This window comes from Streptomyces sp. NPDC051133 (genome assembly GCF_040682635.1).
GTDB lineage: Bacteria > Actinomycetota > Actinomycetes > Streptomycetales > Streptomycetaceae > Streptomyces.
This window is the reverse complement of the sequence record NZ_JBFBBK010000066.1, coordinates 20956-44932: the sequence shown is the minus strand read 5'-3', so window position 1 is coordinate 44932 and position 23977 is coordinate 20956. Positions and strand designations below refer to the sequence as shown.

Here is a 23977-nt window from a genome sequence, read left to right as displayed (position 1 = left end):
GTCGGAGCCCTTCGACGCCTTCGACAACTCCGCCTCGGCGTCGACGGCCTCGGCCGGGCCGGACGCCCTCGAAGCGATGCTCAGACCAGGTCGAACCGGTCCAGGTTCATGACCTTGTCCCACGCGGCGACGAAGTCCTTCACGAACTTCTCCTTCGCGTCGTCGCTCGCGTAGACCTCGGCGACCGCCCGCAGCTCGGAGTTGGAGCCGAAGACCAGGTCGGCGCGGCTGCCGGCCCACTTCAGCTCGCCCGTGACGGCGTCGCGGCCCTCGAACGTGGTCTGGTCCTCGGAGGTCGACTTCCAGGTCGTGCCCATGTCGAGCAGGTTGACGAAGAAGTCGTTGGTGAGGACACCGGGCGTCTTGGTGAGGACGCCGAGCTGCGACTGCGCGTGGTTGGCACCGAGGACGCGCAGACCACCGACGAGCACCGTCATCTCGGGGGCGCTCAGGTCCAGCAGGTTCGCCCTGTCGACCAGCAGGAACTCCGCGCGCAGGCGGTTGCCCTTGCCGAGGTAGTTGCGGAAGCCGTCGGCGGTCGGCTCCAGCGCCTCGAAGGACTCGGAGTCGGTCTGCTCCTCGGTGGCGTCCACGCGGCCCGCGGTGAAGGGCACCCGTACCTCGAAGCCGGCCTCCTTGGCGGCCTTCTCGACGGCCGCGGCACCGCCGAGGACGATGAGGTCGGCCAGGGAGACCTTCTTGGCGCCGGCGGAGGCGTTGAACTCCTGCTGGACGCCTTCGAGGACGCGCAGCACCTGGGCCAGCTCGTCGGGCTGGTTGACCTCCCAGCCGCGCTGGGGCTGCAGGCGGATACGGGCGCCGTTGGCACCGCCGCGCTTGTCGCTGGCCCGGAAGGTGGAGGCGGACGCCCAGGCGGTGGTGACCAGCTGGGACACCGACAGACCGGAGTCGAGCAGCTTGGTCTTCAGGGCCGCGACGTCGGCGTCGTCGATCAGCTCGCCCTCGCGCTCCGGCAGCGGGTCCTGCCAGATCAGCGTCTCCTGCGGGACCTCCGCGCCGAGGTACAGCGACTTCGGGCCCATGTCACGGTGGGTCAGCTTGTACCAGGCGCGGGCGAAGGCGTCGGCGAACTCCTGCGGGTTCTCGTGGAACCGGCGGGAGATCGGCTCGTAGATCGGGTCGAAGCGCAGCGACAGGTCGGTCGTCAGCATCGTGGGCAGACGCTTCTGCGACGGGTCCTGCGGGTCGGGGATGATCGCCTCGGCGTCCTTGGCCACCCACTGCTTGGCGCCGGCCGGGGACTCGGTCAGCTCCCACTCGTAGCCGAAGAGGATGTCGAAGAAGCCGTTGCCCCACTGGGTCGGGGTGGCGGTCCAGGTGACCTCGAGGCCGGAGCCGATGGCGTCCCGGCCCTTGCCGGTGCCGTAGGTGCTCCGCCAGCCGAGGCCCTGCTCCTCCAGCCCGGCGGCCTCGGGGTCGACGCCGACCGAGTCGGCGGGGCCGGCGCCGTGGGTCTTGCCGAAGGTGTGGCCGCCGGCGATCAGCGCGACGGTCTCCTCGTCGTTCATCGCCATGCGGCGGAACGTCTCACGGATGTCGCGGGCCGCGGCCAGCGGGTCCGGGTTGCCGTTGGGGCCCTCGGGGTTGACGTAGATCAGACCCATCTGGACCGCGCCGAGCGGGTTCTCCAGCTCGCGGTCGCCGGTGTAGCGCTTGTCGTCGAGCCAGGTGGTCTCCGGACCCCAGTAGACGTCCTCCTCCGGCTCCCACACGTCGGCGCGGCCGCCGCCGAAGCCGAAGGTGTCGAAGCCCATGGACTCCAGGGCCACGTTGCCCGCGAGGATCATCAGGTCGGCCCAGGAGATCTTCTGGCCGTACTTCTTCTTCACCGGCCACAGCAGGCGGCGGGCCTTGTCCAGGTTGACGTTGTCCGGCCAGCTGTTCAGCGGGGCGAAGCGCTGCTGGCCGGCGCCGGCGCCGCCGCGGCCGTCGCTGATGCGGTAGGTGCCCGCACTGTGCCAGGCCATACGGATGATCAGGGGGCCGTAGTGGCCGAAGTCGGCCGGCCACCAGTCCTGCGAGGTGGTGAGGACCTCGGCGATGTCCCGCTTCACGGCCGGAAGGTCGAGGCTCCGGAACGCCTCGGCGTAGTCGAACTCCTCACCGAGCGGGTTCGTCGCCGGCTGGTTCTTGGCAAGGATCTTCAGGTTGAGCCGCTCCGGCCACCACTGACGGTTGCCGCCGCCCTGGGTCGGGTGCAGGGCCCGGTCGTGGGCGACGGGGCAGCCACCGCTCGCCCCTTCCGCCTTCGCGTCTGTGACGATCGCGTCGTGGTTCTCAGTCATGGCAATCCTTCCGAACTGTGCGGAACTCGGTGCTCAGGAACTGCGGCCGGTGGAACAGTCGGGGCAGGTGCCCCAGTAGACGACCTCGGCCTCATCGATGGAGAAGCCGCGGTCGTCGGAGGCGGTCAGACAGGGCGCGTCGCCGACGGCGCAGTCCACGTCGACGACGGCACCGCACGACCGGCACACGAGATGGTGATGGTTGTCGCCCACGCGCCCCTCGTAGCGGGCCGGATGGCCGGCCGGCTCGATACGGCGCACGAGTCCCGCCGCGGTGAGGGCGTGGAGGGCCTCGTAGACGGCTTGCAGGGAGATGTGGCCTACGCGGTCACGGACCCCGGAGGCGATCGCCTCGACGCCGAGGTGGTCGCCGTCCCGGACGGTCTCCAGCAGCGCGACGCGGGCCGCCGTCACGCGCAGGCCGGCACCGCGGAGCTCCTCAGCGGTGGTCGGGGTCGGGGAGGCGGTCATGCGGGCGACGCTACCCTCATAAACACGAAGGATTCAAGAAAACGAATGATGCAATTCTGGCCGCGAGCCGGCGCCCGCCGGTTCCCGGCGTCCGTCTCCCGGGGGCATGCACGCATGATGTGGGCCGCGCACCGCCGGCGGCCGCGCGCCGAGCCGGGACATCCTCCGAACGAGTGAGCCCGGACACGACGGCCACGGCACCGACGGATTCCGCCGTCACCCGCTCCCACGGGCGGCGCGCCGGGAGATCACGGATGCCGCCGGCCGGACGTCCCCGTCCTCGGCGCGTTCCGGCGGCGGTAGCGGTGGGCCAGGGCGTGGAAGGCCTGCTTGGGCTCCCAGTGCCAGCCGGAGTCGGGGTCGTCCGGGCGGTCCTCGACGGTCCTGGTGATGGCGTAGCTCGCCAGGTCGAGGTCGTGGCGCGGGTCGCCGGGCCGGTGCGGGGCGTCGGGGGTGACGAACTCGAAGGCCATCGCCGCGTACAGGCCCAACGCATCGAAGACGTCGAGGAGTTGCAGCAGGTAGGCCGCCTGGGTGCGCTCGCTGCGGACCAGGTGCCCCTTGATCTCCGGCGGGTCCTTGTCGTAGTCGACGACGTCCCATCCCATGCCGCCGGCCTCGGGCGCGCCCACGTAGGCACAGGTGCCGAACTCGGTGACGGCCAGCGGCTTGCCCCACCGCAGGTACCGGCTCAACTCCCGCGCGTATGCCGCCCTGTCGGGGAAGTACGAGTAGTAGTCGACGCCCACGATGTCGAAGAGCCGCCAGTCGACGCGGTCGTCCTGGGCGGCCGCGTAACTCAGCCGGCCGTGGAAGACCGAACGGCCCACCACCGCCGCCTTCGCCGTGAAGCGGTCGAGGCGGCGCTGCATCGCAACGGGGTCCACCTTGCCGTCGAGCAGGTTCCGGATGCGTTCCCGGGCGGTGTCCCCGGGGACGATGCCGGGGACGAAGAGCCAGAACTCGCAGCCCACGCTGAGGTCCACGGCCGCCCCCTGCCGGCGCAGCCGCTCCGCGAACCGGCCCGTCTCGGCGAGGTGCTCCAGGATGTCCCGCTCCGGTACGTCACCGAGGGTCGGCTGGAGCCACACGCGCAGACCGTGTTCCGCGGCCTCGGCGGCGGTGGCCGTGAGGCGGTCCACTCCGTCGCCGGTGACGTCCACGGTGTCGGCGTGCAGCTCGTCGCGGATCGCCCTGATGTCCGCCCGCATGCGGGCCGGTGTGAAGGCCGTTCCCGGAGTCTCCCCCTCCCCCACGGTGTAGACGACACCCCGGTGCCGCAGCCCGCCCCGCGCCCGGTCCGCCCGCGTCCCGTCCGCCCCCGCTCCGCCCGTCCCCGCCCCGGCCGCCCGGACCGGGCCCGCGGGCAGGAATGCCGCGCTGAGCCCGGCGGACGCCATTGCGGCGAGGAGCTGTGCGCGCCTGATTCCGTTGGTCCTCTGCATACGGCCACCCTGGCGGGCCCGGCCCGCGGGCGCCGTCCGCCGACGGTCTACGGCGCCCGGCCGAAAGGCGGGAAGTGCGGCGCCGAAAGTCGCACCGACCGCCGCCGGAACCGCCGCGCGGAAGCGCCGGTCGCGGCAGAAGGCCGGCGGCGCGGAGGGCGCCGGGGACCAGTTCGTCGGGGCGCCAACGGGCCGGGAGGCCTCAACCCGCCCGGCACGGCGGCCCGCGTCCACCAGCTCCGCGTCACTCGTACGGGTGCACCCGGTCCGTCCGTCCGTGGCATACGGAGGGGTTCGTCGTTCGCCAGCAGTGTGATGTTTGCCATGTGGCGTGAATGACCCGGGGTGAACGGGCAAGGTACCCCTTCATGCCCCACGCCAACCCTCTGCGGCAGGTGATTCGATGACCACGGCGACGCCCCGGGCGCTCCGGACGCCGCCCACCCGTACCGGCGCGTCCACCGGCCGGTCCGGCCCATCCCCCGTCAATCCCTCGTTGCCGTCCCTCACCGGGCTGCGATGGATGGCGGCGCTGCTGGTCTTCGGACTGCACGTGAACAACTTCGGCTACTTCGGCGGCACCGGCGGCCACATCGTCTCCTGGGGATTCGGTGCCGGTGCCACGGGAGTGTCGTTCTTCTTCGTGCTGTCCGGTTTCGTGCTGACCTGGTCGGCACGGCCGCGTGACCGCGCCCTCGCCTTCTGGCGGCGGCGCATCGCCCGTATCTACCCGGTGCACCTGGTCACCCTGGCCGTCGCCCTCCTCATGACGTACACCCTGGCGCACCAGACCAGGCCGACGCCCAAGCAGGCGCTGGCCAACGTGCTGCTGCTGCACTCCTGGTGGCGCCCCTGGTGGCAGACGCTGAACCCGGTCAGCTGGTCGCTGGCCTGCGAGGCGTTCTTCTACGCCGCCTTCCCGCTGCTGATCCTGCTGCTGCGCCGGCTCGGGGCGCGCGGCTCGGTCCTGCTCGGCGCGCTGTCGGTGGCGGCGGTCCTGGTGCTGGCCCGGGCGGACGCCCACCACTGGTGGACGTACGCGCTCTACTCCTTCCCGGGCGCCCGGCTGCCCGAGTTCGTCCTCGGCGCGGTCGCCGCGCGGCTGGTGCTGCTCGGCCGGTGGCGCGGGCCCGGGCTGGAGGCGTCCCTCGCCCTGGCGATCATCGGCTACTTCTTCGTCCCGCAGGTCACGCCCGGCTACTCCGCCACGGTGTGCACCCTGATCGGGTTCACGCTGCTCATCCCGGCGGCGGCCGTCGCCGACCTGCAGGGGCTGCCCTCGCTGTGGCGGCACCGCCGGCTGGTACGGCTCGGCGAGCTGTCCTTCGCCTTCTACATGATCCATCTGCTGGTGCTGCGGGCCGCGACCGACCTGCTGGGGACGAAACCCCACTTCGGGGCCTTTGCGGGGCTGGCCGTCACCGCGATCGCGTTCAGCGTGTCGCTCGGGCTGTCCTGGGTGCTGTACGAGGCGGTGGAGAGCCCGGCGAGACGACTGCTGCTGCGCCGCCTCAGGCGCCCGTCCCCGCAGCCGGAACCGGCGCCGGCCCGCCAGGAGGCTCCGGCCGCCGCGTCGGACTGAGCCGGCCGTGAGCGCACGGCGGAAAAGTGTCCTCCGGCCGGCCGGGAAAGGGCTCCCGCGGGTGCGTGGCGGGGGCCTGGGCCGCACCGCCGGCGGCCGTCGGCCCGGGGCGTCCGTCGGCGCCCCGGGGCCCCGTCAGCCGCGCGTCACCGCCCTCGGCCCGATCCGCGCCACCTGGCGTCCCACGGCCGGCGCCCCTAGCGTCTGCGCATCGGGAGAGGGGGCCGGATGCACCGGAACATCCGCACGGTGGAGGACGTACTGCGGCTGCTGGACGGGCTGTTCGCACCCGGGGCCGACCGGTGGACGGACGGTGCGGCCGCGTGGTGGGACGGCTTCTACGCGGACCGGTCCCGGCAGGTGCCGTTCTTCGCGGCGAAGCCGGACGAGAACCTGGTCTCCTACCTGGACCGCGGCCTGCTCGCCCGGGGGCGGGCGCTCGACCTCGGGTGCGGTCCGGGCCGCAACGCGCTGCACCTGGCCGCGCGCGGCTGGGAGGTGGACGCCGTCGACCTCTCCCCCGCCGCGATCGCCTGGGGCGAGGAGCGCGCCCGGGAGCGGAGCGCGGCTGTCCGGTTCCACCGGGGCGATGCCTTCGCGCTCGGCACGGACGTGCTCGGCGGCCCGTACGACCTGATCTACGACTCCGGCTGCTTCCATCACCTGCCACCGCACCGCCGTATCAGCCATCTCGCCCTGCTGGAACGCGCACTGGCCCCCGGCGGGCACTTCGCGCTGACCTGCTTCGCCGCCGGGCGGTCGGGCTCCGAGCTGCCCGACGCCGCCTTCTACCGCGAGCCCCACCTGCACGGCGGTCTCGCCTACACGCCCGGGGAGCTGCGCCGCATCTTCTCCGGCCTGGAGGAGGTCGAACTGCGCGCCATGCGGCAGGAACCGGCCGGCTCCGCCCTGTTCGGGGAGCCGTTCCTGTGGACGGCGCTGTTCCGCCGGCCGGCGTCATGACCGTGGGCATATCCCGGGCCAGGACAGGAACCCGTACCTCTGACGCAGTCCGACGAGACGAGAGGGGTCATGCATGTCCCAGGTCGAGGAATCCGTGCGGGTCGAGGTGCCGGTGCACACCGCCTACAACCAGTGGACCCAGTTCGAGACCTTCCCGGCGTTCATGGAGGGCGTGGAACGCATCGAGCAGCGGACGGACACCCTGACCCACTGGGTGACGAACATCGGCGGCGTCCGGCGCGAGTTCGACGCGGCGATCACCGAGCAGCGGCCCGACGAGCGGGTCGCCTGGACCACGGTCGACGGCGCGGCACGGCAGGCGGGCGTGGTCACCTTCCACCGCATCGACGAGTCCACCACGAAGGTCATGCTCCAGCTCGACTTCGAGCCGGAAGGGGTGACCGAGACGGTCGGCGACAAGCTAGGCCTGGTCAAGCGGCGTGTCTCCGGTGATCTGCACCGGTTCAAGGAGTTCATCGAGGGGCGCGGAGGACAGGAGACGGGGGCGTGGCGCGGCGAGGTCGGCGGCCCGGGGGGCGGCAGCGCGTTCTGACCGGTCGCACTCCCGGGTGATCTCGGCAACACCCGGGAGAGTCCGACCCGATCCGGGGTAGACGGCCCACCGACACCGGCCCGGCGGCGATCGTGCCGCCGGGCCGACACCGCTCGACGCTACGAAGGAGCCGAGTCGACGTGCGCGGGACACAGACCGGGGTGGGCCGGCCGGCGACAGCCGGGCCGTCCGTCACCCCTGCGCACCGGCGCCCCGGCGCGCACCGCAACATCCGGGGGCCGCGGGAGACGGGGGCGCCGCTCGGCGTGCCCGGAGACCGCGGTTCACCGGATCCGCGGCCCGCGGGCACCGCGGCACGCGACGGCGTGCCTCAGCCCGGGCGGCGCTCCGGGCCACGGTCGCGCACCTCACCGGCGGCGGGCCCCTGGCCGTGGGCATCGCCGAGGACCTCGGGCAGCGCGGACGCCATGAGCGCAAGCGTGCCGGACGTCCGGGCGCCCGCGGTCTCCCGGTCCGGAACGGCCCCTGCCCCCTCGGCCGTTGCGGCCACCCGCTCCAGGATCCAGGGAGCCGCGGCCGCGCAGAACGCCTCCAGGCCCTCCCGCAGCGCCTCCCTCTTGGCGGGCGGCATCGCCGCCAGGACGGGCCGTATCTCCCGCTCCCTGCGCGCGTGCAGCTCGGTGAGGTACGACCGGCCCCGGCCGCTGAGCCGCAGCCGCACCTCGCGCCGGTCGGCCGGGCCGGGCTCGCGTTGGAGGAGGCCGGTGGTCTCCAGCCGGTCGCACAGCCGGCTCGCGGACGGGGGCGTGGTGCCGAGACTGTCGGCGAGCGCCCGCAGGTTGATGCCGTCGTGGTGGTCCAGGACCAGCAGGACCCGCACCTGTGCGGCGGAGGCCGGCGCGGTGGGGGCCCGTCCCGAGAGGAGATCCAGCAACTCCGCGGCCGTGGCGGTCGTCCGGGCGGCCTCGTCGGACTCGCCGGACGCTCCACGGGTGCGGAAGGCGGCCACGGTCCCCCTCTCACCGGAACTGGGACGACGTCCGCCAGGGTACTAGCCGGCGTCGCGTCCACGGGGCAACCGGCAGGCCCCCGCTCGTGGCGCACCCCGCCCGGGCGCCGGTACGACCCTGCGGCCGGGGTCCGGCCGCCCACCGGCGGGAAGCGGCCACGGGGGGGTTTGGCCGGGCCGGAAGCCGGGGGCTACGGTTGCCGGACGGCAATGATCGGCTCGGCGCCGGCCCACCGGCGGCACCTGGCTGTGTGAGAGGAGAGGATGAGAGTGCCGGAGCATGACGAGACCGGATCCGCGCCGCGGTTGGTGAGTTCGTTCCTGGAGCAGCGTCGCGAACAGGTGGCCCAGCGCTGGGCGGACGCCCCGTTGTTCCGCTCGGTCTTCACCGTCTCCCGCGACGAGGCGGTCGAGGCGTGCAAGGCCGTGCTGGACGCGCTGTCCGACGTCGCGGTGAGCGGACGCCTGGAGGACGTCCGGGCGCCCGGCTTCACCACGGTCCGGGACCAGTTGGGACGTATGGCCCACAACCGTGCTCGCGCCGGATCGACTCCGGCCCAGATCGCCGACGAGGTGGCCGGGCTGCGCGTCCCCGCGGTGGAGTTGCTGCGCGAGGAGTTCACCGACCCCGCCACCCCGCAGGCCCAGGAGAGCGTGCTGGCACTGACCCTGCTGATGGGGACGCTGCGCCTGGTGATGATGGAGACGGCGCTGGACGCGAACGCGGAGCTGATCGAGCGGCAGCGGCAGCAGCTGCTCGAAGTGGCCACCCCCGTCATCAAGTTGTGGGAGGGGACGGTCGCCGTACCGCTGATCGGGACGCTGGACAGCGCGCGCAGCCAGGTCGTCATGGAGTCGCTGCTGGAGGCCATCGTCGACCAGCGGGCCCGGTACGCCATCCTGGACATCACCGGTGTGCCCACGGTCGACTCGCTCGTCGCCCAGCACCTGATGAAGACGGTGGCCGCCGCGCGGCTGATGGGCGCCGAGTGCATCGTCTCCGGCATCCGCCCGGCCATCGCCCAGACGATCGTGCAGCTGGGCATCGACCTCGGCGAGGTGCTCACCCGTGCCTCCCTGGCGGACGCGCTGGCCTACGCGCTGAGCCGGCAGGGCATCGAGGTCACGCGTACGGACGCGGGTGCGAGCGCCCGGTGAACGAGCCGACCCCCGTGCCGCCGTCCCAGATCCCGGTGCTCGCCCTGGGCGACGTCCTGCTCGTCTCGCTCCAGGGCGAGCTGCACGACGGCATCGCCGAGCAGCTGCAGCACGACATCACCAGCCGTGTCGCCACGAACCGGGTGACCGGTGTGGTGATCGACATCTCCGGGGTGGACATAGTCGACTCGTTCCTCGGCCGGGTGCTCGCGGAGATCGCCTCCACGGCCCGGCTGCTGGCGGCCCGGACCGTCCTGGCCGGGATGCGGCCCGCCGTGGCGATCACCCTGGTCGAGCTGGGGCTCACCCTGCCCGGCCTGGTCACCGCCCTGGACGTGGACCGGGCCATGGAACTGCTGTCCCGGAGGGGGACATGATGCAGGCGTCCGGCCAGGCGCCCCCGGCCGACCTGCCCATCGGCTCGGACGCGGATCTGGCCTGGGTCCGGCAGCACGTGCGGCAGTGCGCGGAGCAGCTCGGCTTCGGCCTGGTGCAGCAGACCAAGCTGGTCACCGCGGCGAGCGAGCTGGCCCGCAACACCCTGGTGCACGGCGGCGGCGGGCGGGCGGAGATCGCCGCGCTGGACAACGGCCGTACCCGGGGCCTGTCCATGCGGTTCATCGACAACGGCCCCGGCATCCGCGATCTGGAACAGGCCATGACCGACGGCTACACCAGCGGCGGTGGGCTCGGACTCGGGCTGAGCGGCGCGAAGCGGCTGGTGCACGAGTTCCGCGTCGACACCGAGCCCGGGCGGGGCACGACGGTCACGGCCGTCGCCTGGGTGGCCCCGGTTCCCTCGGCGCGTCCGGGGGCGGGATGAGCCGGGTGTGGGAGGTGCCGGTGCACGACTCCACGCGGGTCCGGGACGCCCGGATGGCGGTCCGCGAGGCGTGCGCCCACGCGGGCCTGGCCGCGCAGCGCACGGCGGTCGCGGAACTGGTCGCCACCGAGCTGGCCACCAATCTGCTCAAACACGCGGACGGGGGCCGCATGGTGGTGAACCCGGTCGTGCCGCCGGCCGGCGCGGGCGAGTCGGTGCAGCTCTTCTCGCTCGACCACGGGCCGGGCATCGCCGATGTCACGGCGGCGCTCAGGGACGGTCACACCACCGCCGACGGCTCCCTCGGCGCGGGCCTGGGCAGCTGTCTGCGCAGCGCGAACGCCTTCCACCTGTACAGCGTTCCGGGGCGGGGGACGGTGGCGACGGCCCGGATCGACGCGGCACCCGCCGGGCGCCGGGTCCCGGCGGCCCAGGCGCCGACGGGCGGGATCACCGTGTCGCTGGCGCAGGCCGAGCAGTGCGGCGACGCCTGGGGCTGGGTGCGCTCGGGCGGCCTGCTGACGCTGCTGCTCGCCGACGGACTCGGGCACGGCGCGAAGGCCGCGCACGCGTCCACGGCGGCGGTGGCGGAGCTGCGCCGCAGCGCGCACCTGCCGCCCGAGGACATCCTGCGCCGGATGCACACCGCGCTGCGGCCCACCCGGGGTGCCGCGGTCAGCGTGGCGCAGGTGGACACGGAGCGGGCCGAACTGAGCTTCGCCGGGGTCGGCAACGTCGGCGCCCGGCTGCGCGACTCGGACACCTGGACGTCCCTCGTGACCCACCCGGGGATCGTCGGGGCGTACTTCCCGGCGCACATCCCCTTGCGCAGGATGCCGTGGCGACGGGACAGTCTGCTCGTCATGCACAGTGACGGACTGCCCAGCCGCTGGACACCGCCGGAGGATCCCCTGCTGCTCACCCACGACCCGTCGGTGGTGGCCGCGGCGATCCTGCGCGACGCGGGCAGCGCCGCCCGCCCCCTCCGCGACGACACCAGCGTGGCCGTACTGGCCCCCGACCGCCGGACCAGCACCCATGACAGCCACCTCTGACACCTGGATCCTCGCCTCCGCCGCCGACGCGGCCCGCGCCCGTGCCCTGCTGGCCCGGCTCACGGCGGACGCGGGGGTGCCCGCGCTCGAGCGCGCCCGCTTCCTGGCCGCGCTCGGTGTCCGGCTGCGCCGCGGCCTGGACGCCGGACACCTCGAACTGACCCTGACGGCCCGCACCGACGGCGGGCTCCGTACCGAGCTGAGCGGGCCGGAGCCCTGGCAGCACACGCTGGTCTGTCCCTCGCCCCTGCCCGCGCCGCTGCCCCGGCCCGCCGAGCCGGACGACGCCCGGCTCGCCGACACCCTGCTGCGCGCGGACGAGGACACCGCCGCCGTGCTGGGCAGCCTGGACGAGACGGAGGAGCTGGTCCGTTTCCACCGGGAGGAGCTGCACCAGACCAACCAGGGCGTACTGGCGCTGCACGCCGAGCTGGAGGCCGCCGCGGTGGCCCAGCGGGACCTCCTGGACGCCGAGCGGGCCGCCCGCGCGGAGGCGGAGAACGCCCGCCGGCTGCTGACCTTCCTGGCCAACGCGAGCGCCGCCCTCAACGCCTCCCTCGACCACGACGACATCCTGCGCCGGCTGCCCGAGCTGCTGGTCCCGGAGTACGCCCGGCACCTCGACGTCTGGCTCGTGGGCGACGAACGGACGCCCCCGGGCGGCCGGGCGGCGGCCACGGTGACGGCGGCCCGCACCGGCCGCCCCCAGCACGCCGGCCCGCACCCCGCCGAACTCCCCGGCGTGGACGACCTGCCGGCCTCGGCGCTCTCCCCGGACCGGCCGCTGCTGTGCCTGCCGCTCGGCGCGCGCACCGTGCAGGGGGTACTGACGCTGTCCGCGCCCGGTGACCGGTTCGACCCGGACACCACCGTGATGCTGCTGGAGCTGGCCCGGCGGGCGGGCATCGCGCTGGACAACGCCCGCCAGTACGAGCAGCACCAGCACGTCGCCGAGGAGCTGCAGCGCGCCCAGCTCACCGAACTGCCCGCCACCGCGGGCCTTTCGCTGGCCGCGCGCTACCTGCCGGCCACGCACGGGATGAACATCGGCGGCGACTGGTACGACGCCTTCCCGCAGCCCGACGGCAGTGTGCTCGCGGTGATAGGGGACGTGACCGGGCACGGGCTGCGCGCCGCGGTCATCATGGGCCAGTTGCGCACCGCCCTGCGTGCCTACGCCGTGGAGGGCAACGGTCCGGCCCGGATCCTCACCCTCCTGCACCGGATGCTGCGCCACCTGCAGCCGGAGCTGTACGCGACCTGTGCGATCGCCCGGTTCACGCCCGGGGAGTCCGAGGTGCTCTGGGCGGCGGCCGGGCATCCGCCGGCCCTCGCGCGCGGCCCCGAGGGCGAGGTGCGGGTGCTGGACGCCAAGCCGGGGATCATGCTGGGGGTCCCGGTGCCCTACGAGTACGAGGAGCACGTCCTCGCGCTGCCGGTGGGCTCGACGCTGGCGCTGTACACGGACGGCCTGGTGGAGCGGCGGTCCGCCGGGATCGACGCGGGCATCGACCGGCTCGCCCGGGCGATGGGGGCGCTCGCCGCGCCGGACCTGGAGGACCTGGACGCGGCGGCCGACTCGATGCTGAAACCGATGCTGCACGACTCCGAACACGACGACGACATCTGCCTGTTGCTCTGCCGGACCACGGACCGTACGACGACGTCCTGAACAGCCGTGCGCCGGCCCCCGTGACAGGGGCCGGCACACGAGCGGCGGCGTCAGGAGTTGTCGCAGCTGCTGGCGCCCGCCGGGTTCAGCAGTCCGATCAGGTCGATGGTGTCGCCGCACACGTTGAGGGGGATGTGGATCGGAACCTGGATGACATTGCCCGAGATGACGCCCGGGCTGTTGCTGGCGGTACCGGTCGTCGGGCCCGGGTCGGCCGCGAACGCGGTCGCCGAGCCTCCCATGGCAAGAACACCTGCGAGAACGGCCGTGGTGGCGAAGCTGCGAAGACGCATGATGTGCCTCACTGGTTGACGAAAGGGCTCCTCCATCACAACCGCGCCCCGCGCCGCCCGCCTCCGGGGGTACGCCGATCGAGGAATCGTCAGGCGCCCGCCGGGAAGCGGTCCCAGACCCGGTGCTCGCCCAGCAGCCGGGTGAGCTCCTGCAGCACCGTCGTGGCGCCGTCGCCGGCGATCACTCCGGGCGCGTCCAGCGGGATGCCGGCCGCTTCCAGCGCGGTCTCCCCGCCCTTGGCGGCACCGATGGCCTTGCCGTGCCGGTACGCCTCCGCCAGCAGCAGCCCCACCCGGGGGTCGGGGGTGCCCTGCCGGGCGGTGGGCAGGCCGGCCTTGGCGTCCCGGGCGCCGTAGGCGTCGGCGCCGACGCCGGGCACACCGGCCAGCAGCACGGCGTCGAACTCCACGGACCGCGCGGTCGCATAGGTGCGCTGCACGGTCAGCGCGTCCTCGCCGGAGCCGAGGGTGCCGCCGGCGGGGGCCACGACGAGCGGGACCATGCCGGCGTCCAGCACCTCCTGGCGTACGGCCCGCACGCCGTCCAGGTCGCCGTCGGGGCCGGTGATGACGCCGATGATCCGGCCGTCGGTGGGCCAGGTGTTCCCGACCTGGGACAGCGCGGGGCTGGGGTCGACGTCGGCCAGCGGCACGGTGGGCTCCGGGGCGGGCAGGCCGAGGCCGGCGGCGACGGCCGCGCAGAGGTCCGGGTCGATGTTGGCGAGGACCTGCAACGCCCTTTCCCGGATGGCCGGTTCGTAGCACTTGCCGAGCTCGAAGGAGTAGGCGCCGATGATGTGCTCACGCTCCACCGGGCTCATGCTGAGCCAGAACCGGCGCGGCTGGCTGAAGTGGTCGTCGAAGGACGCCGGTGCCTCCCGCACCTTCGTCGCCTCCGGCACCCGCACGGGCACCTCGACGAACGCGCCCTCGCCGGCGCCGGCCACGAACGGGCAGCCGCCGTCCAGGGAGTTCGGGCGGTAGGGGGCCACGCCCCGGTGCACCGCCGTCTGGTGCATGCCGTCGCGCAGCATGTCGTTGACCGGCGCCTGGGGCCGGTTGACGGGCAGCTGCGCGAAGTTGGGGCCGCCCAGCCGGGTGATCTGGGTGTCCAGGTAGGAGAAGAGCCGGCCGGAGAGCAGCGGGTCGTCGGTGATGTCGATGCCGGGGACGAGGTGGCCGGGGTGGAAGGCGACCTGCTCGGTCTCGGCGAAGAAGTTGGACGGGTTGCGGTCCAGGGTGAGCAGCCCGATCGGCTGCACCGGGGCGAGCTCCTCGGGGACGATGTTGGTCGGGTCCAGCAGGTCGATGCCCTCGAACGTCTGGTCCGGGGTGTCGGGGAAGGTCTGGATGCCGAACTCCCACTCCGGGTAGGCGCCCGCCTCGATGGCGTCGGCGAGGTCCCGTCGGTGGAAGTCCGGGTCCATGCCGTTGATGAGCTGCGCCTCCTCCCACACCAGGGAGTGCACGCCCAGCTTCGGCTTCCAGTGGAACTTCACCAGGGTCGTCCCGCCGTCGGCGTCGACCAGCCGGAAGGTGTGGATCCCGAAGCCCTCCATGGTGCGGAAGGAGCGCGGGATGCCCCGGTCGGACATGTTCCACAGGGTGTGGTGGGTGGCCTCGGTGTGCAGGGTGACGAAGTCCCAGAAGGTGTCGTGCGCGCTCTGTGCCTGCGGGATCTCCCGGTCCGGGTGCGGCTTGGCGGCGTGGACGACGTCCGGGAACTTGATCGCGTCCTGGATGAAGAACACCGGGATGTTGTTGCCGACCAGGTCGAAGACGCCCTCGCTGGTGTAGAACTTCGTCGCGAAGCCACGGGTGTCACGGACGGTGTCGGCGGAGCCCCGGGACCCCAGGACGGTGGAGAATCGGACGAACACCGGTGTCTCGACGTCCTCGGCGAGGAAGGCGGCCTTGGTGACGTTGGCCGCCGTGCCGTAGCTGCGGAAGACGCCGTGCGCCGCGGCGCCGCGGGCGTGGACCACGCGCTCGGGGATGCGTTCGTGGTCGAAGTGCATGATCTTCTCCCGCAGGTGGTGGTCCTGCAGGAGCACCGGGCCGCGGGGGCCGGCCTTGAGCGAGTGGTCCGTGTCGTACAGCCGTGTGCCCTGGGCATTGGTCAGGTAGCTGCCGCTCTGCGCCATCCGCGCGTGGTCGGCGCCGGTCGGCTGTCCGGTGGGCGAGACGGTGTCCGGGGCACTCTGGTCGGGCTTGGGGGGAAGCGGCTCGTGGGGCTCGGTCGGCTCGGCGACCGGCGGCGACTCGCGGCCGGGCTTGCCGGGGATGCCCTCCTGCGGCCCCGGGTTCTCACCCTGGAAGGCGCCCGCCACCTTGTCCGCCGCTCGCTTCAGGGGGTTCGTCTCGCTCATCGGTAACCATTCCTCCGCTGGTCTCGGGGGGCGGGCCCGATCCCTGCGAGGGGAACGTCCGACGCGCGGGGGCCACGCCCGGGCATGCAGCCGACAACACGAACAAAACAGTGGAAACAGGTCGACGCGGCCCTCGTACCGAGGTCCCCGGGCCGGGGCGTCCGAAACCGGCGATCGCAGGCGATTTCCGGTCGGGGTGAAGTCGGGCCGTCTCCCATCGAGTTGCCGGGGCGGCAGGCCCGCCGGACGCGCTGGTCCGGACCCGGAGACCGTCGGGCAGGGCCAAGTGCCCCCTGCCGAGGGTGTGTTCGTCAGGGAGGGCCGGCTTCTTGACCCGGGCAGGCAAGCACCCGGCCGCCCGCATGTGCCACCTTAGGCGCTGCCCCGGGCCCGCGCAGTTCGACGGTTCGCTCACGGGTTGGCCATCACCCGCAGGGTCTGCAGCGTGGTGTCCGCCGAATCCGAGATCAGGAAGCCGTGGGCCACACCGCTGCGCAGGTAGTCCAGGACCTCCTCGGTGATCACCTCGCCGGGCGCCACGACCGGCACCCCGGGCGGGTAGGGGCTGATCGTCTCCGCGGCGATGCGTCCCACGGCCCGCTCGGCGGGCACCTGTTCGGCGGCGGCGAAGAAGGCCTCGCGGGGCAGGACGGCCTGTTCCAGTTCGAGCACACCCGGCTCGGGCAGCCGGACGGCGGGCCGCCGTTCGATGGAATCGGCGCGGTCCACCAGGGTGCGTACGGATTCCACGAGGAGCTTCTCGGTCTCGTCGTCGTCCGAGTGGGTGATGGAGGCACTGATCCGGCACGTGTCGGAGCCGCCCATGTCGACGTGGCAGTGGGCACGCAGCCATTCGGTCGCCTGCATCCCGCTGATCCCGAGGTCCCGTACGTCGACGACGATCTTCAGGGGGTCGTACCCGGCGGCCAGGCCCTCCTCGACGATCTCGTCGCCCATCACGCGCAGTCCCGGCAGGTCTCCCAGCTGGGCCCTGACGCGTTCGGCGCGGCGCAGTGCGGCGTCCAGCAGTTCGTGGCCCTGTTCCACCATCTGCCGCCGCCAGCCGTCGAGGGTGGCGTACACCAGCGAGGAGGCGCTGGTGGTGCCGAGCAGGTCCTCGCGCTGCTTGAGCACGTCGGGCGAGACACGGTCGTACTGGAGGTGGAAGACCGAGCTCTGCTCGATGGCACCGCCCATCTTGTGGACGCTCGTGACGGTGAGGTCGGCGTCCGCGAACATGCCCCAGGCGGGCAGATCGGGATGGAAGGGCAGATGGGCGCCCCAGGCCTCGTCCACGATGAGAGGCACGTCGAAGGAGTGGCAGACCTCGGCCACACCCTTGATGTCGGCGCAGGTGCCCCAGTCGGTGGGGGTGATCAGCAGCATGCCCTTGGCGTCGGGGTGCTCGCGCAGACGGTCGCGCACGTCGTTCGGCTCCGGCGGATGCGCCAGATGCCGTTCGCCGTCGAACTTCGGGTGCACCCAGATCGGCACGACCCCGTTGATGATCACCGCCGCGATGACCGCCTTGTGCGCGTTGCGGGACAGCAGCAGCTTCTCCCCCGGGCCCGCGACGGAGAGCATGGCGGTCTTGACCGACAGGGAGCTGCCGCAGGTGGAGAAGAACGCGTGCTCGGCCCCCACGGCGTCGGCCATCAGTTCCTGCGCCTGTGACAGCACGCCCTGCGACTGGCGGCGGTCGTCCAGCCCGTTCAGGGAGAGCACGTCGGAACGGAAGACGTCCATGCCGACGATCTCGGCCACCCGGGGATCTGCTCCGCGCCCCTGCTTGTGCCCGGGCGGCCCGTACGCCACGTCCCCTCGGCGCCGGAACTCCTGCAGGGCCTCCAGCACGGGTACGCGCGAATGGTCCATGGCTGTCCTCCTGAGCCCGTCGGTGTCGCACCGCTCCGTGTTGCACCCGTCGCACGCTCCAAACACCGGGGCCCGGGTGTCGCGGGGGCGTTCGGGTGGAACCCGGGCCGGGCGCAGAAGACGTGCGGACCCGAGGAGGGCCTGTGTACGACCGTGTCCGTGAGGAGGTCGCGCGGCGCGCCGAGGCGCTGTGGGCCGTGGCGTCGGCACTGCACGCCGATCCGGAGACCGCGTTCGCCGAGCACCGGGCGGCGGCGCTGCTCGGCGGCGAGCTGGAGGGGGCCGGCTTCGAGGTGCGGCGGGAGGTCGCCGGACTGCCGACCGCGTTCACGGCACGCTCCGGCCGGGGGCGGCCGGTCGTGGCGTTCCCGCTGGAGTACGACGCGCTGCCCGGGCTGGGGCACGCCTGCGGGCACAACCTGATCGCGGCGGCGGGGCTGGGGGCCGCGCTGGTCGTGGACGCCGTACGGGGCGGCGCGGAGGGTTCCGTGCTCGCGGTGGGGACGCCGGCCGAGGAGGGCGGCGGCGGCAAGGCGCTTGAGGTGGCGGCCGGGGTCTTCGACGACGTGGACGCGGCCCTGATGTTCCATCCGGGGGTGTACGACTGGGTGCGGGCGCCGCTGACCGCGCAGGAGCAGTACCGGATCGGCTTTAGGGGCCGGGCCGCGCATCCGACGGGGAATCCGACCGAGGGCATCGACGCGCTCGCGGCGCTGATCGAGCTGTTCAACGTGGTGTCGTCGCTCGGCCGGCGGCTGCCGGAAGGGTCCCATGTGCAGGGGATCATCACCCAGGGCGGCACGGCCACGAACATCGTCCCCGAGTACGCCGAGGGGCGCTTCGGACTGCGCGCGCTCACCACCGGCGCGCTGGACGAGCTGGCGGGACAGCTGCGCACCGCCGCCGAGGGGGTCGCCCTGGCGACCGGCACGTCCGTCTCGGCGGAACGCGCGAGCGTGCGCTACGAGCACTTCCGGGACAGCGTGGTGCTCTCCGAGCGGTTCGCCGGGCATCTGGAGCGGGCCGGGATCCCCCTCACCCCGCCCGTTCCCGGTGTGTACCTGGGCTCGTCCGACATCGGCAACGTCAGCGGCCGGGTGCCCGCCATCCACCCCTTCGTCGCGATCATGGGCTCCGACGGCTCCGACCACACCCCGGAGTTCGCCGAGGCCGCGGCCTCGGAGCGCGGCCGGCGGGTGCTGCTCGCCGTGGTGGAGGCGCTGGCGTGCACGGCCGTCGACGTGCTGGGGGACGCGGAGCTGCGCGCGCGGGCGTGGGGCGACCTGCGCCGGACCGAGGGCTGACGGCGCTCGGCACGGCTCACCCCGCCTGACCGCACCACACCTCGGCCTCGGCCTCGTCCTCCCGGTCACCGGCGCCGGCGGCGGCGGTGGAGGCGTTGTTCCGTGCGTACTCCACGGCGGCGGGCAGCGCCCGGCGGATCACCTCGGGCAGCTGCCGGGAGGCAGGCCACCGCACCAGGCAGCGCGCCACCTCCCGCAGTTTGGTGTTGGTGTGCTGCGACACGTGCTTCAGGACGTCCCAGCCCTGTTCGGGGCGCAGCCCGCCCACGGTGATGAGCACGCCGATGGCCTGGTCGACCAGGGCGTGGGAGGTCAACGCCTGGCGGAGCTGGGCCGCTTCCCGCCGCAGCGCCTGGAGCTGGTCCGCCTGCTGGTCTCGTCCGATCATGCCGCTCACCCTGCGTGCCGCCGGACGCCCGGAACAGCCACCGGGCGAACGACCTCGCACGCCGCTGTACAGAAAACGAAAAGCCGCTGGTCAGCCCCCGCATGCCGGCCGGCTTCCGGGGCATGCGCGCATCATGGACACGCTCACCTTCGACAGTCGCGACCTGGAGACGACCGAGGACTTCCTCAGCCGCGCCTACGCCAGGATGCGGATCGGCAGCAGCACCCCCGCGTCCAGCCGTGCCCGGATCGAGCGCAGCGCCATCTCCTCCCTGAGCGTCGACGAACTCGCGCTGGACTTCGAGATGAGCTACTCGGTGACACCGCTGGGCCGGATCTGTCTGTGCGTCGTCCACGAGGGCACCGTGCGGGACCACGAGTTCCAGGGTGTCCGGGACAGCTTCGGCCCCGGTGACGTGGTGCTGTTCGCGCCGCCGGACCTGCCGTACTCGGGACGGATCTGCAACGCCCGCTACAACATCACGCTGCTGGAACCCGCGCTGCTCACCCAGGTGGCCGCGGGCGCGGACGCCGAGCGGCCGGTGCGGCTGACCGGCCACCGGCCGCACTCGGCGGCGGCGGCCCGCCACCTGGCCGGCACCATCGCCCATCTGCGTGATCACGTGCTGTCCGACGCCGAGATCGCGGACCAGCCGCTGATCGCCGCGACGGCCGCACAGCACCTGGCCGCGAGCGTCCTCGCGGCGTTCCCCAACACGGCGCTGGCCGAGCCCACCGCGGCCGACCGCAACGACGCACGCCCCGACATACTGCGCCGTGCGCTCTCCTACATCGACGACCACGCCGACCAGCCCGTCTCGGTCGCCGACATCGCCGCGGCGGCTCATGTGACGGCACGGGCCCTGCAGTACGCCTTCCGCCGACACCTCGGCACGACCCCGCTCGCCCATCTGCGCCGGGTGCGGCTCGCCCAGGCCCATCACGACCTGGTGGCCGCCGACCCCGGCAGCGGGGCCACGGTCACCGCGATCGCCGCCCGCTGGGGCTTTCACCACCCGGGCCGTTTCTCCGCCCACTACCGGGACGCCTACCGCCGGGCGCCGCACGAGACCCTGAACGAAGGCTGAGTTCGGGTGCGCCCCGGACCGGAGAGCGGACTCCGGCCCGGGGCGCGGGGCACAGGGCGCGGACCCTGGTTACGGGAAGGCCGTCACCTTGGACGGGACGGTGCCGGTGCCCGAGGTGGGTGCGCCGGTGCCGTCGACGACGTGGGCGTACTGGCCGTTGCCGCCGAGGGAGATGACGAGCAGGTCGTGCATCCTGATGCCCGCTCCCGTGGGCACCTGGAAGCCGTGCGCCTGGACGATCGACGGATCGGCCGTGTAGTTGCAGTAGCTGCCCAGGCCCCATGCCTCGTGCGTGCCGACGGTGTCGGCGACCTTGTAGGCCGCGTAGCCGACGATGCCGTCGTGGGTGACGGCGGCGGCGTTCGGGGCGTCGTACGCCTTCTCGTTCTGGAAGAAGACCGTCCGGCCGCGCTCACCGTTCCAGTAGACGTCGTACTTGTTGTAGTGCTCGACGAACAGGCCGGTGGCGAGGACGTCGTCGCCGTTGACGCGCAGGCCGTAGTCGGCGCGGTTGGTGGCCCAGCCGACGCCGTCGCCGTGGTCGGCGCGCCACAGCCAGGTGTGGTCGATGATCACGTCGTTGCTGTTGACCACCACCGAGTTGGTGGCGAGGCCGGGTCCCGCGCCGCCGATGCGGACGAACACGTCCTGCACGGTGGTCGGGTCGGCGGAGTGGTCGGCGGTCGAGCCCGCCCCGCCGATCTGGAGCAGGGTGTCGGAGTTGGCCGGTCCTGCGTCGATGAGGAGGCCGGCCAGGCGCACGCCGTCGACGTCCGCGACATGCATCGCGTCGACGCCGTTGTCGGGCACGAGGGTGGCGTAGCCGAGGCCGAGGACCACGGTGTCGGCGCGGGTGACGTCGATGGTCCGGTCGAGGTGGTAGATGCCCGGGGTGAAGAGCAGGTTGAGGCCCTGGGCGAGGGCCGTGTTGATGGTGGCGGCGGTGGCGCCCGGCTTGACGACGTAGAACCGGTCGAGCGGGAGCGAGGTGCCCGCGTTCGCCGGCCAGGACACGCCCCGGGCGTCGGTGCGCTTGGCCGGGACGAACACCTTGTAGGCGGAGCCGTCCAGGTAGAGGAAGGGCTTCTCCCGCGAGACGGGGGTGGTGTCCAGCGTGGTGTACGGGCCGCTGTCGAAGTCGGTCGCCGGGGCGCCCTGCACGCCGGAGAACGTCATGTTCCAGACGCCGTTCGTCCAGCCGCCGACCGAGCTGTCCCGGGTGTACCACTGCTGCTGGGAGTACGGGCCCACCGTGCCGTCGATCTTCGAGTCGGCGATGTAGCCGCCGGAGGCCCAGCCGTAGCCGTTGGGGGCGAGGTTGAGGCCGCCCTCGACGTGGATGCGGCGGAAGGGCGCGGCCTGGGCGACGGCCCAGCGGTCGGTGCCGTTCGACGGCTTGAGGGCGAGGTTCTCCGCCGAACGCCAGAAGTTCTGCGTGGCGTTGCCGTTGAACCAGCCGGCGTCGACCGTGACGTCCCCGTTGATCTGGGTGTCGTCGGGGTTCTTCCCGAGCCCGGAGACGGAGGTGTAGAAGCCGATCTGGGCGTTGACGCCGTTGTAGGTGCCGGGCTTGAGCAGGAACTGGTAGCGGCCGGTGCCGAACTGGCTGGACTCCTGCTGCTTGAAGACGTCGTCGAACTTCTGCTGGAGGTTCGGGGTGGAGGGGTCGACGACGATGACGTTCGGGCCGAGGTCGCCGCCGCCCTGGACCGGCGGGGTGCCGGTGGAACCGGTGTGCACGGCGACCTCCCACAGGGAGTAGCCGTAGCCGGTGCCGCGCGCGGTGCCGTTGATCCGGACGTACCGGCCGGAGCCGCTGACGTCGTAGGAGGCCGTGCCTCCGGTGGCGCCGGTGACGCTTTTGAGGGTGCTCCAGTTCTGTCCGTCGGCGGAGGTCTGGATCTGGAAGTCCTTGCCGTAGGCGGTCTCCCAGGTCAGGTCGACCTGGCACAGGTCCTGGACCGAGCCGAGGTCGACCTGGAGCCACTGCGGGTCGCCGGCCTGGCTGGACCAGCGGGTCGCGGGGTCGCCGTCGAAGGCGGCGGAGGCGGGGGTGCCGGCGTTCTCGGTGGAGGAGGCGGTGGCGGGCCGGCCCTGGGCGGCGTCGGCGGCGCCGCAGGCGGGCTGGGTGGCGCCGGTGCTGCCGAACACCTGGAACTCGTACAAGGAGTAGCCCCAGGAGGTGGCGCGGTGGACGCCGAGCATCCGGACGTAGCGGCCCTGGCCGGAGACGTCGAGCGTGTCGGTCCCTCCGTCGCCGCCGGTGACGGACTTCAGGTCGGTCCAGGTGGTCCCGTCCTGCGAGATCTGGATCTTGTAGTCCGTGCCGTAGGCGGTCTCCCAGTTCAGGACGACCCGGGTGACGGAGGCGGTGGCGCCGAGGTCGACCTGGAGCCACTGGTCGTCGGTGGCGGCCGAGGACCAGCGGGTCCCGGTGTCCCCGTCGACGGCGCCGGCGGCGGTCGTGCCGTAGTTCTCCTCGGAGGACGCGGTGGCCGTCTTCCCCTGGGACAGCGGGGTTTCGGCCGCGGCGGCCCGGCCGGGGGCGAGGGGCAGGGCGATCAACGCTGCCATGGCGGCCAGCGCGACCCCCAGGGATCTCGGTCTCATGCGGCGGCTCCCTGTGACGGTGGAATCGGGTCATGGACCAAGTCGCATGCGCCACGACTTAGTTCATGCTTTGATTTAAGTGATGAGCCATCCGGGCCACAAGACTTCGGAAGCCGAAACCTTCAGCGCGCGTACGGGCGGGGCGTCAACTCCGGGCGCTCTCCTGGTTCTTCACCAGGGCGAGGAGAGTGGCGTGCGTCTCCGGATCGGCCGCCGCGATCAGTCCGCCCGCGCCGGTGTGCACGGGTCCACCGTCCAGACCGGTCACCGTGCAGCCCGCCGCGCGGCACAGGGCGATCCCCGCCGCGAAGTGCACGCTGTCACGCAGGTCCCCGTCGGTGACGTAGGCGGCCCGGCGCCCGGCGGCGACCCAGGCGACGGCGAGGGTGCTGGAGATCACCCGGGGCCGGAACCGCTCGGTGAAACCGGGGTCGGCCAGCAGGCGCACCGCCTGGAACCGGGGGGCGCCCGGGAACGGCGGGTCGAGGTTGACGTCCACCAGCGTGGAGGCGGCCGTGGGGGCCAGCGGCTCGTCGGCACCGTCCCGCCCGCGGACCCGGGCGCGCTCGCCGTCGGTCCAGAACACCTCGCCGCTGAACGGGTCGGCGGTCGCTGCGGCGGTGACCTCGGCACCCACCCGCAGGGCGACGTTCACGCCGACGAGCATGGAGCCCACGGCGTAGTTGAGGGTGCCGCACAGCGGGTCGACCAGCCAGCGGCGGTGGGCGCCGTCCGCGCCGCTGCTTCCGCTCTCCTCACCCGTGACGGCGTCGTCGGGGCGGGCCTCGCGCAGCACGTCCAGGATGGCCCGCTCGGCGGCGAGGTCCGCCGCCGTCGCGAAGTCTCCCCCGGACTTCTCGTAGCGCTCGAGCCGGCCGCCGTACAGGTCATGGACCACGGCCGCCCCCGCCCGGGCCGCCGCGCGGGCGAGGTCGGCGTCGGAGCCCTCGCTGATGATCGTCATGGACGCAGGATAGAACGAACTCTGGTGGGGGCCCGAGGGGTTCGGGCGCGCGACGTGCCCGCGGCCCGTGCGGGCGGGAGTGCCGCTCG

Annotated in this window: 19 protein-coding genes and 1 pseudogene; 10 read left to right on the top strand and 10 right to left on the bottom strand. The window is 73.0% G+C overall.

What is annotated here, in order from left to right; all coding sequences use genetic code 11:
* Nucleotides 1–80: 80 nt before the first annotated feature.
* The 3 genes from katG to AB0N17_RS40100 form a co-directional block, all read right to left on the bottom strand.
* Complete coding sequence (gene katG, locus AB0N17_RS40110) at nucleotides 81–2306, bottom strand: catalase/peroxidase HPI (protein ID WP_366016608.1); 2226 nt, start codon at nucleotides 2304–2306, stop codon at nucleotides 81–83.
* A 33-nt stretch (nucleotides 2307–2339) separates the two neighbouring features.
* A complete protein-coding gene (locus tag AB0N17_RS40105) occupies nucleotides 2340–2777 on the bottom strand; it encodes a Fur family transcriptional regulator (protein WP_366016607.1) in 438 nt (145 codons plus the stop codon).
* A gap of 248 nt (nucleotides 2778–3025) precedes the next feature.
* A complete protein-coding gene (locus tag AB0N17_RS40100) occupies nucleotides 3026–4222 on the bottom strand; it encodes an abortive phage infection protein (protein ID WP_366016606.1) in 1197 nt (398 codons plus the stop codon).
* A gap of 403 nt (nucleotides 4223–4625) precedes the next feature.
* On the opposite strand from AB0N17_RS40100, the gene AB0N17_RS40095 reads away from it, so the two are divergent.
* The 3 genes from AB0N17_RS40095 to AB0N17_RS40085 all read left to right on the top strand — a co-directional run bounded on the left by AB0N17_RS40095 (nucleotide 4626) and on the right by AB0N17_RS40085 (nucleotide 7320).
* Entirely contained in the window at nucleotides 4626–5804 is a 1179-nt protein-coding gene (locus AB0N17_RS40095; RefSeq protein WP_366016605.1) for an acyltransferase, read from the top strand.
* A gap of 228 nt (nucleotides 5805–6032) precedes the next feature.
* Nucleotides 6033–6767 (top strand): class I SAM-dependent methyltransferase, encoded by a 735-nt coding sequence (locus AB0N17_RS40090; protein WP_366016604.1) that lies wholly within the window; start codon nucleotides 6033–6035, stop codon nucleotides 6765–6767.
* Nucleotides 6768–6840: 73 nt separating this feature from the next.
* Nucleotides 6841–7320 carry an SRPBCC family protein gene (locus AB0N17_RS40085; protein ID WP_366016603.1) on the top strand — a complete coding sequence of 160 codons (480 nt, stop codon included), beginning with the start codon at nucleotides 6841–6843 and terminating at the stop codon, nucleotides 7318–7320.
* Between the two features lie 529 nt (nucleotides 7321–7849).
* Here the strand turns inward: AB0N17_RS40085 and AB0N17_RS40080 are convergent.
* Nucleotides 7850–8290: pseudogene (locus AB0N17_RS40080) on the bottom strand (MarR family transcriptional regulator); the annotation flags it as partial.
* 264 nt (nucleotides 8291–8554) lie between these two features.
* Here AB0N17_RS40080 and AB0N17_RS40075 point away from each other — a divergent pair.
* The 5 genes from AB0N17_RS40075 to AB0N17_RS40055 are packed head-to-tail and all read left to right on the top strand — an operon-like array spanning nucleotide 8555 to nucleotide 12998.
* The gene (locus AB0N17_RS40075) at nucleotides 8555–9448 is read left to right on the top strand and encodes an STAS domain-containing protein (RefSeq protein WP_366016602.1); all 894 of its coding nucleotides are present in this window, start codon (nucleotides 8555–8557) and stop codon (nucleotides 9446–9448) included.
* Nucleotides 9445–9825, top strand: coding sequence for an STAS domain-containing protein (locus AB0N17_RS40070; protein WP_366016601.1), 381 nt, complete (start codon nucleotides 9445–9447; stop codon nucleotides 9823–9825). Before AB0N17_RS40075 ends, AB0N17_RS40070 begins: the two co-directional genes overlap by 4 nt.
* The gene (locus AB0N17_RS40065) at nucleotides 9825–10271 is read left to right on the top strand and encodes an anti-sigma regulatory factor (protein ID WP_366016609.1); all 447 of its coding nucleotides are present in this window, start codon (nucleotides 9825–9827) and stop codon (nucleotides 10269–10271) included. Before AB0N17_RS40070 ends, AB0N17_RS40065 begins: the two co-directional genes overlap by 1 nt.
* Nucleotides 10268–11326, top strand: a complete 1059-nt coding sequence (locus AB0N17_RS40060; protein ID WP_366016600.1) for an ATP-binding SpoIIE family protein phosphatase — start codon at nucleotides 10268–10270, stop codon at nucleotides 11324–11326. Before AB0N17_RS40065 ends, AB0N17_RS40060 begins: the two co-directional genes overlap by 4 nt.
* A complete protein-coding gene (locus AB0N17_RS40055; RefSeq protein WP_366016599.1) occupies nucleotides 11310–12998 on the top strand; it encodes a GAF domain-containing SpoIIE family protein phosphatase in 1689 nt (562 codons plus the stop codon). The genes AB0N17_RS40060 and AB0N17_RS40055 overlap by 17 nt, the downstream gene beginning before the upstream one ends.
* A gap of 50 nt (nucleotides 12999–13048) precedes the next feature.
* Here AB0N17_RS40055 and AB0N17_RS40050 read toward each other — a convergent pair whose 3' ends face one another.
* The 3 genes from AB0N17_RS40050 to AB0N17_RS40040 all read right to left on the bottom strand — a co-directional run bounded on the left by AB0N17_RS40050 (nucleotide 13049) and on the right by AB0N17_RS40040 (nucleotide 17535).
* Nucleotides 13049–13291 carry a chaplin gene (locus AB0N17_RS40050; RefSeq protein WP_366016598.1) on the bottom strand — a complete coding sequence of 81 codons (243 nt, stop codon included), beginning with the start codon at nucleotides 13289–13291 and terminating at the stop codon, nucleotides 13049–13051.
* Nucleotides 13292–13380: 89 nt separating this feature from the next.
* Entirely contained in the window at nucleotides 13381–15660 is a 2280-nt protein-coding gene (locus AB0N17_RS40045; RefSeq protein ID WP_366016597.1) for a catalase, read from the bottom strand.
* A 411-nt stretch (nucleotides 15661–16071) separates the two neighbouring features.
* The gene (locus AB0N17_RS40040; protein WP_366016596.1) at nucleotides 16072–17535 is read right to left on the bottom strand and encodes an ornithine decarboxylase; all 1464 of its coding nucleotides are present in this window, start codon (nucleotides 17533–17535) and stop codon (nucleotides 16072–16074) included.
* Between the two features lie 143 nt (nucleotides 17536–17678).
* On the opposite strand from AB0N17_RS40040, the gene AB0N17_RS40035 reads away from it, so the two are divergent.
* Nucleotides 17679–18839 (top strand): amidohydrolase, encoded by a 1161-nt coding sequence (locus AB0N17_RS40035; RefSeq protein ID WP_366016595.1) that lies wholly within the window; start codon nucleotides 17679–17681, stop codon nucleotides 18837–18839.
* Between the two features lie 16 nt (nucleotides 18840–18855).
* Here the strand turns inward: AB0N17_RS40035 and AB0N17_RS40030 are convergent, their stop codons facing one another.
* The gene (locus AB0N17_RS40030; protein WP_366016594.1) at nucleotides 18856–19227 is read right to left on the bottom strand and encodes an ANTAR domain-containing protein; all 372 of its coding nucleotides are present in this window, start codon (nucleotides 19225–19227) and stop codon (nucleotides 18856–18858) included.
* Nucleotides 19228–19360: 133 nt separating this feature from the next.
* Between AB0N17_RS40030 and AB0N17_RS40025 the strand changes: the two genes are divergently transcribed.
* The gene (locus AB0N17_RS40025) at nucleotides 19361–20314 is read left to right on the top strand and encodes a helix-turn-helix domain-containing protein (protein WP_366016593.1); all 954 of its coding nucleotides are present in this window, start codon (nucleotides 19361–19363) and stop codon (nucleotides 20312–20314) included.
* Nucleotides 20315–20383: 69 nt separating this feature from the next.
* Here AB0N17_RS40025 and AB0N17_RS40020 read toward each other — a convergent pair whose 3' ends face one another.
* Both AB0N17_RS40020 and AB0N17_RS40015 read right to left on the bottom strand, forming a co-directional pair.
* Entirely contained in the window at nucleotides 20384–22924 is a 2541-nt protein-coding gene (locus AB0N17_RS40020; RefSeq protein ID WP_366016592.1) for a discoidin domain-containing protein, read from the bottom strand.
* A gap of 145 nt (nucleotides 22925–23069) precedes the next feature.
* Entirely contained in the window at nucleotides 23070–23888 is an 819-nt protein-coding gene (locus AB0N17_RS40015; protein WP_366016591.1) for an inositol monophosphatase family protein, read from the bottom strand.
* Between the last annotated feature and the right edge of the window lie 89 nt (nucleotides 23889–23977).